General features: G+C 40.0%; 9 protein-coding genes and 1 pseudogene. 6 read left to right on the forward strand and 4 right to left on the reverse strand.

From position 1 onward, the window contains the following. A partial coding sequence (locus ATN92_RS19760) for an IS30-like element ISLpl1 family transposase (protein ID WP_158106788.1) occupies positions 1-663 on the forward strand: 663 nt, incomplete at its 5' end. A gap of 148 nt (positions 664-811) precedes the next feature. On the opposite strand, the gene prgO is transcribed toward ATN92_RS19760, so the two are convergent. Both prgO and prgP read right to left on the reverse strand, forming a co-directional pair. After that, positions 812-1093: a DNA segregation protein PrgO gene (prgO, locus tag ATN92_RS19755; protein WP_042255044.1), complete on the reverse strand. Its 282-nt coding sequence runs from the start codon at positions 1091-1093 to the stop codon at positions 812-814. Then, on the reverse strand, positions 1080-1979 hold the full coding sequence (prgP, locus tag ATN92_RS19750; protein WP_042255042.1) for a ParA superfamily DNA segregation protein PrgP: 900 nt from the start codon (positions 1977-1979) through the stop codon (positions 1080-1082). The genes prgO and prgP overlap by 14 nt, the downstream gene beginning before the upstream one ends. 838 nt (positions 1980-2817) lie before the next feature. Between prgP and ATN92_RS19745 the strand changes: the two genes are divergently transcribed. The 5 genes and pseudogenes from ATN92_RS19745 to ATN92_RS19725 all read left to right on the forward strand — a co-directional run bounded on the left by ATN92_RS19745 (position 2818) and on the right by ATN92_RS19725 (position 7107). After that, positions 2818-4119, forward strand: coding sequence for a primase C-terminal domain-containing protein (locus ATN92_RS19745; protein ID WP_234032525.1), 1302 nt, complete (start codon positions 2818-2820; stop codon positions 4117-4119). A gap of 281 nt (positions 4120-4400) precedes the next feature. After that, a complete protein-coding gene (locus tag ATN92_RS19740; protein ID WP_056950631.1) occupies positions 4401-5321 on the forward strand; it encodes an IS30-like element ISLsa1 family transposase in 921 nt (306 codons plus the stop codon). 15 nt (positions 5322-5336) lie between these two features. Then, positions 5337-6095 (forward strand): annotated as a pseudogene (locus ATN92_RS19735) (replication initiator protein A); the annotation flags it as partial. Positions 6096-6353: 258 nt separating this feature from the next. Then, a complete protein-coding gene (locus ATN92_RS19730) occupies positions 6354-6635 on the forward strand; it encodes a type II toxin-antitoxin system RelB/DinJ family antitoxin (RefSeq protein WP_014564139.1) in 282 nt (93 codons plus the stop codon). Continuing rightward, entirely contained in the window at positions 6625-7107 is a 483-nt protein-coding gene (locus ATN92_RS19725; RefSeq protein WP_056950634.1) for a hypothetical protein, read from the forward strand. Before ATN92_RS19730 ends, ATN92_RS19725 begins: the two co-directional genes overlap by 11 nt. Here the strand turns inward: ATN92_RS19725 and ATN92_RS19720 are convergent. Both ATN92_RS19720 and ATN92_RS19715 read right to left on the reverse strand, forming a co-directional pair. Further along, positions 7097-7375 (reverse strand): hypothetical protein, encoded by a 279-nt coding sequence (locus ATN92_RS19720; protein ID WP_056950637.1) that lies wholly within the window; start codon positions 7373-7375, stop codon positions 7097-7099. The two genes, ATN92_RS19725 and ATN92_RS19720, sit on opposite strands and share 11 nt — an antisense overlap. Positions 7376-7397: 22 nt before the next feature. After that, on the reverse strand, positions 7398-7607 hold the full coding sequence (locus tag ATN92_RS19715; protein WP_054519259.1) for a hypothetical protein: 210 nt from the start codon (positions 7605-7607) through the stop codon (positions 7398-7400). Positions 7608-7764 lie beyond the last annotated feature (157 nt).

The following is a 7764-nucleotide window of genomic DNA, read 5'->3' on the forward strand; positions in this document are numbered from 1 at the left end:
GCTCACGAATTTAAACTAGCTACTAAATCTATTTATAATTGGCTAAATCAGGGGAGAATTGATTTCTCCTTGAATGATCTACCTGAACATGGCGTACGCCAACGGCGTAACGTTGACCAACGATCCAAATATAATCAATCTTTGGGGCGATCAATTGAACAGCGTCCCATGATGATTAATCAACGTAATCGCATCGGCGATTTTGAACTAGATACAGTCGTTGGTCCTCGTGGGTATAGTAAGGCAGTTTTATTAACTTTAATCGATCGAAAATCACGGTTCCTTTGGGCATACCGGTTAAAAGATCGGACGACAGTGACTGTTAATGAAGCACTAACTAAGTTCCTAACCACTTTTAATGGTCCGGTGCACAGCTTTACTGTGGACCGTGGCACTGAGTTTAGTGGGCTAGTATCACTTGAATCACAATATGGTATTAAGACCTATTACTGCCATGCTTATACGCCAGCCGAACGTGGTAGTAATGAACGCTTTAATCGGAATTTACGTTATTTTTATCCTAAAGGGACTCGTTTTGAACACATTAGTGCTCAAGATTTAACGACGACGTTACTCCAAATTAACCAGCGACCGCTTAAAATACTCGACTGGCAAACACCGTATCAGGTTATGCTGACAAATTTGTCCAAAAATTCGGATTAAATTTGCAATCTACCTATAGTTTAATCTATGGAATCAGAAAAAGTATACTAGTGGAAAAGTATATTTAGCGACTAGTATACTTTTTAAAATGCTTGTTTATCAGTGATTATAGGCCAATTATCATAAGTATACTTTTGCACTAGTATACTTATGACTGTTTTCTCTGATAAATGCTGTCGAAGATTTCTCTCTCTCTATCTGAAAGCGTGTTTTGCTTATATGCCTCAACAGCACTTTCTACAAGTTCATACATTTTCACGTCTTTAATGTAAGCTAGACTCTTTATCGTGTCAAAAACAGGTGGATCGACCCTTAGGCTTTTTCTGTCCGCTGCGGAGTATTTAGTAGTTTTTTGTTCATCTCTGGAATCATCGACTGTTTTTTTTATGTTCACTTCGAAGTGATCAGCATCTTTTTTAATCAAGGCCATCAGCACTTATCTCCTTTCCAAGTGGTGTTAGTTTTTTGCCATTGAGATATTTTGGCGTGTAGACATAATCGTCAGCAATATCTCCTTTACTTTCGAATTGGTCTATTCTTTCCATTAATTCCGCGTAAAGATCGGAAAAGAGTGCGAACATAGCACGATCGTGGTAGTCTTCAAACTGAACTCCGTATTCACCATAATTTTCAAGGCGTAAGTGACTTTTGATAATGGCATTGAATATATTCTGTTTACCAAAATATTTAACGGTCTTATCAACAATGAGCTGTTCAACCGTGTGAGTTTTGTCAAGCATGACTAACAGTATTCCCGCGACCTGAACATTAATCTCGTCGCTGAAGTCATCGTATAGAGTTTGAAGATAAGTGTTGGTTAGTTCCTTTGAACCCTCAAATGCGAATCTCTTGGTTTCTTGCACAACAATTACATAGTCAGTTGCAACCATTATGTTGTCGACTTTTATATCTGTTGCTGGTGGAGTGTCTATAAAAATAAAGTCATAGTCGTCTTTGATTTTATCTAGTAATTTTTTGAAGTAAAAGGTTCGTTCGTGGACACCCTTTATATGGTCGGCTACCCATGTGCCCCAGTTTCGAAAATCAGAATCTCCTGCAATGGCATCTAGATTTTCTGTTAGATGCGTGATTCCCTTACTTAGATCCTTATCATTTAAGCATCTTGTTATAGAAGCGGGCCAATTTGATTTATTAAAGGTCATACCGAGCATGAATGTACTGTTTGCTTGGAGATCCATATCAATATGTAAAACCTTTTTATGGAAAACGGTGGCAAGAGTGATTGCGAACATCACATTATTGGTCGTCTTGCCAACGCCCCCTTTTTGGTTGCTTAAAGCGATTACGTACGTCATTGATAACACTTCTCTCATAAGTATACTTCTGCTACAAATATAGTATACCATATTGAAACCTGAAATCAAGCTTTTTTATCAAAAGTATACTAATATAAAAGTATACTAATATACTCTTATACTTTTACATTAGTATACTCGTGGATTTGTGGATTAATATACTAAAAAACATCAAAAGTATACTTTTGATGTTTTTGTTTACATTTTCTTTGTTATGGTGTATGGTTACCTTAAATAAAAGAAAAGCGCCACCCAACGGCAATTGGGAAGCACTCGACAAAAAAATCTTTTTCATTCAACTAAAGAGATTATACCAGCAAAATGGTAAGATGTCGAGAATGGTGTGATTTCAAAACGGTAGGGGACAAGCTGCCGGGTAAAAACAAAGGGGACACGTGTGGTGAGCGACTTCTGTGCAAATTCACTGGATCTAGTTAATTAGATCCGTAGGCGGTAATTTAAAAATTTAAAAGTTTATTCGGGGGTAGTCGGACTACGTCCACCTTAAGCAACTTGGCATAACGCTAAGTTGCTTTTTTGTCTGCGCTTTTTCGGTTTCTATGTCATTTCTATTAAGCTAACTTAGGTGTTTATTTTGAAAGGAGGTGAGCTCACCATGTACGATTTAAAGACGGTTCAGACTGCACAAAAGCTGGTATTACACGATTCATTACATACCTATAAAGTTAAAAATAGTCGTTCTAATATTGCCGGACAAGTGATGGAAACTCCTACAAAAAAAGGGGCCATTGCGCTCTTCAGCAGTAAAGATTCAATGCAAAAAGCACATGGTGTGGTTATCACCTCTTTTGAAGCACTTGACGCCATCGCCGATCGTATGACTCACTGGACGCCCAATACATTCAGCTGGCTTGGCTATACGCAAAATCGGTCGAGTGTTCGGGGACACCGGGAAGCTAACTTAGCTCAGATTAATACCTTGGTCGTTGATATTGATTTTGCCGACGCACAAGAACGAGACGCGCGTGAGCAAGAGGTCTTGGGGGCCGTAACCGTTGCTGACTTATTCATTCCCACGATGATTTTGCGGACTACGAAGGGATTCCATATCTACTACGTTTTTGATCAGCCTATGTTTTTGCGGAAAACACGCGGTCAGTTTCCAGTCTTAAAAGCAGCCCAAAAAATGTCGAGTTTTGTGCGGCAATGGATTCAAAAACGAGTGGCAGGGGTCGATGTCGGCTGCAATAACTTTGGAATTTTTCGAATTCCCCGGCAAGACAATCTAGTCTTTTTTGATGCACATATGTTGGTCCAGGTGAGCGCTCTGATGAAGTGGTCACAATATTATGCTGCCCAAGTTCCGGTTACGAAGCCGGATAAACGACAGGTGATTTCTCTAGCCCCAGATGAAGGTCGGCAGGTTGACCAAGCTTGGTTTAAAGCCTTATTGAAAGTGACAACAGTCAAATCAGGTCAAGGTTTAGCCCGTCACAACACGGTTTTGACGTTAGCTTTAGCGATGTATCAGTCAAAAATCTCGCAACAACGTGCGAGAGACGTGCTTGACGTCTTCAATTCAAATCTACATGATCCGTTGGCCGATCGCGAAGTTGTACAGTGCGTGAGAGACGCCTATTCAGGTAACTATCGGGGGGCAGCACTGAGTTATGTTCAAGGACTATTGGATCAATGGGTGCCTAATTTTTCAGGTAAAGTTGTTGCTGGGATTGGCTGGCATAAATTTGCTAAGCCGCGTGCCGAACGACAATACAGTCATGCCCACGAATGGCGTAACGATGTGCTTGCATTGATTAATCGAATGGGTGGTTCTGCCGCTTCGGTTGCCATGTCAACGCGTCAAATTCAAGCTGAATTAGGGATTTCTCCGGCGAGTTTGAATCGGGTTATGAAGCAACTACAAGCAACTTCGCAATTGAAGCGGGTGCAGCGTGGTAACCAGCCAACTTTATTGACGACGGTGACCATGTTATTTAAGTCGGCTATGGTGAGCCGTCAGGCTCAAAGTAAAGCGTGGACAGGGTATTTAACGACACTAATGCCAACTGTAAGCAAAAATGTTTATGAGCCAACAGTTGGTACTTTAACTGAGATACAAGCGGTGAGTGGTGATTCAGAGCCACCGTGGGGAATGGAGACGAGAAGAAGAACGGGGTGAAAAGTGCTGCTATCAATTGCCATAGGTATATATCTAGAATAGGCTTGTTGCTGTGTGAGGGTATTGTTAGTTTGGTGGTTTGTTGGGGAACTCACAAAAATATCTTGGCAAACTTTAGGAAGTGCGGTAAACTATAGTCAGTCAAAGGGAACATATGTTCCTGATGTGGCCAACTTAATAGTTGGCAAATTCTATAATTAATCTGAACAGAAATTAAAAAGCCCAAAGCAATCACTTACAATGGTAGTAGCTAATTCCAACCAATATAGGGAGTGATTACTTTGGGTACATCTACTTTATCACGTTTTCAACGTGGCGCACTAGCACAACTGGTCAATGAGGGGAATAAATCTTACCAAGTAATGGCTGACGCCTTAGGCGTCGCCAAAGCTACGATTAGCTATGAGTTGGACCGGGTTAAACCTTATGATCCAGAATTAGCTCAGCAAGATGCAGATCGCAAAAGGCGGAATTGCGGTCGTCGTTCGATGCTGACGGCAGCATTAGCGACTTTAATTACCAATCACTTACGATTAACCTGGTCACCAGAAACCATTGCGGCCGCTTATAACTTGAGCACTGCGTCAATTTATAATTGGCTTAATCGTGGCTGGCTCCCCTTCAAATTGACTGATCTACCCAATCGGAATGTCCGCCAGCACCGAGTGAGCGAAAATCGTGGGAAATTTACAAGTGGGACTTTCATCGAACAACGGCCAACAACTGTTAATCAACGGTTAGCTTTTGGTCATTGGGAAGTAGATACGGTGCTTTCTAGTCGAAGTGAGTTACGATCATGTCTGGTTACATTCGTAGAACGTAAGACTCGACTTCTATGGGCCATCAAAGCCCCTAATAGAACGGCTAAGGCTCTAAACACCGCCTTTGGCAAGTTTATGGGGGCCTTCGGTCCCCAAGCAAAATCCATTACTGTTGATCATGGTAAAGAGTTTGCCAATTATCAGGCCTTAGAACAGGATTATCAGATCAAAGTTTATTTTTGCCATCCATATTCACCATGGGAGCGAGGTTCCAATGAATATTTTAATAGACGGTTACGCTGGTTCTTCCCGAAAAAGACCAATTTTAGCCAAGTAACGACTGATGAGATCCTAGCAGCACTTGAACTAATTAATCAACGACCATTAAAAATACATCATCAACAGACTGCCATTGAAAGATTCCGGGCTTGTTCGGATTAAACTTGTAATTTGCCTTGCCATAATCAAAAAGTCGTCAAAATTAAAAAAGAACTCGAATCCGCTCATTTGCTGATGCAAAAACAACTGGGCTTTAACCCAAAAACAAAAAAGAATGAACCGAATCGCTTATATCTGTCCAAGCTCGATGTGAAAGCAACCGATGTCTATTTACGCGGTGAAGATAGCCCAAAAGTGTCTCAAACCCTTGCTACAAGCGGAACTGCAAAAAGTGCAGTTAATCTATATAAAGAACCTAAAGAAAAAGATAAAGATAGATACAAGATAGATACTCAAAAGTTAAATTTTTCCACAGCTAACTTTTCACCAGCTGAAATAGAAATCCAAAATCGGGATTTAGTAAAACATGCTGATGAGTTCTTAACGGATTCAGAAAGTGGCTGGGAAGTCTTCTTAGAACCCGAAGCCATTCAGCTGCTCAGTTTTTGGTGCCGCACTCCGCAACAAATGCGGCGCTTCATTGGCATTATCTTAAATGCTAAGTACCGAGTTGAGAAAGATCACAAAGATATTGGTGTCATAATCCCACTTGATGATGAGGAACTGAAACCTTTAATGACTAAAGCCTTGAGACGCTACTTTAACGCCCTGAGAAGCAATGAGAAGCACATCAAGAATGTTGAGAACTACTTATACGGCACCATGCAAAACCTATTTGGCGTTTGGTGGAATAAACAAGCGGCTAGAGAATATGCGGCCAAACACCCCGAAGAAGAAAAGCCGGCCGACAACGATAACAGTGGGTTGTACTACTAGCCCTAAAAGGCTACAAAATCCTTTCTAAGCGATTTTAAGACTTACTAACCTAATTTATACTTACTTAAGCTAGAGTTAAATGGCTTAAACAGAAGAATAGGGGCTTTTAAATGAGTGTCAGAGCTAACCAGGCTAACTAAAAAGTTCAGCCTTTAGATCAACGCCAAGCTCAAGTGATTTGAGGCCAAGGCTTTATCTATTGATAAGGTACTCAAAAGGTAGTATAATGGTAGTAGCAAAAAAGGAGATGAGACAATCATGGCAGTTAAGGAAAAGAAACGGGTCCAAGTCAAGATTGATAAAGATTTGGCCGATGATACCGAAGCAATTTTAAGCGAATTGGGCTTAAATCCAACCACGGCCATTAACATGTTTTACAAGCGGATTGTTGCTAATGGTGCTTTACCTTTTAATGCGTCTTTAAGCGAAGAAGAAAGAGCTAATTTACGCTTTTTAAAGGCGACCGAAGGGACACCAGTCACCGAGTTCAAAGACGCTAAAGAGGTCGCTGATTGGCTCAACGATCCAGATGAGGACTAATGACTTAGTCAGCCTATACGTTAGTTTTGTAGAAACTAACGGTGGCAAGTCTCGGCCAGTTTTAATTCGTCGGGTATCAGAACAGAAGGTCGAAGCTTTTAAAATTACTAGTCAGTATGAAAAGAAGTCGGCTTATATCAAGCAACAATATTATCCGATTCAAAATTGGCAATCCGCTGGGTTGAAGAAACCTTCCTGGGTCGATCTTGGTAATATTTATCGCTTTCCCAAAGCCGGTTTAAACTTTAAAGAAATCGGTCATTTAAGTAAGCTAGATCAAAATAAAATTTCAGATTTTACGCTTGACCTAAAATCAAAAAGAAGAGGTAAGGGTCAAAAGATAATTCAACAGCGATCAAGTAAAAGGAAGCACAAAGAAAGTAAAGCAGAGCTTACACAAAGAATTCAAAAACAGTTAAAAGACTTTGCTAAACACAATCCTGAAAATAAAAACGATCGGCCTAGTTATTAGGTTGATCGTTTTTGAGTTTATTTGGTTTATGGACATTAACGTAATCGGCAAATATTTTTAAAAGCTCTTCGGTTTGTTCAACCGAGAGATTATCAGCTTGAAAGTATTTTTCTAGCAAAGCCCCTTTTTGAATTAATCGGCGAGAACGGGCTTTGCGGGCTTGTCGATTTTCATAGTATTTAGATTGTCGTAATTTAAAATCTTCCCGATCAATTTTTTGTTTTAAACGCGCTTGCTGCTCGACTAGTTTTTCATATTGATTAGACATGGAATTTCCCCATCTCGTATGGCTAATGATCTACGGACTTTACCTTTAAAAATTCAGAAAATTGCTTAGCTAAAAGCTTAATCTGATCGTTAGACAAATTAGCATAATCTAAATTGGCTTGACTGATGATTTGTTTACCTAGCCGTTGTTCAATCTTATTTTTTTCGTCCTTAATTTTTTGATTAAGGGCTTTTAATTTAGCTTCTTGTTTTTCTAAGTTACTTTTAGACATAACGATCCCTCAAATCATATTAGAAATAATCACCGAAACTATATCATATAGGAAACGTTAAGTCAAAGTATAAAAGTTGAAATAGCGAAGCGGAAGGCATACACTAAAAATAAATTCAGGAGAATCAGCAGACCGAGTGAAACGAGGTCAATGCGCA

It is taken from the genome of Companilactobacillus bobalius, from assembly GCF_009764355.1.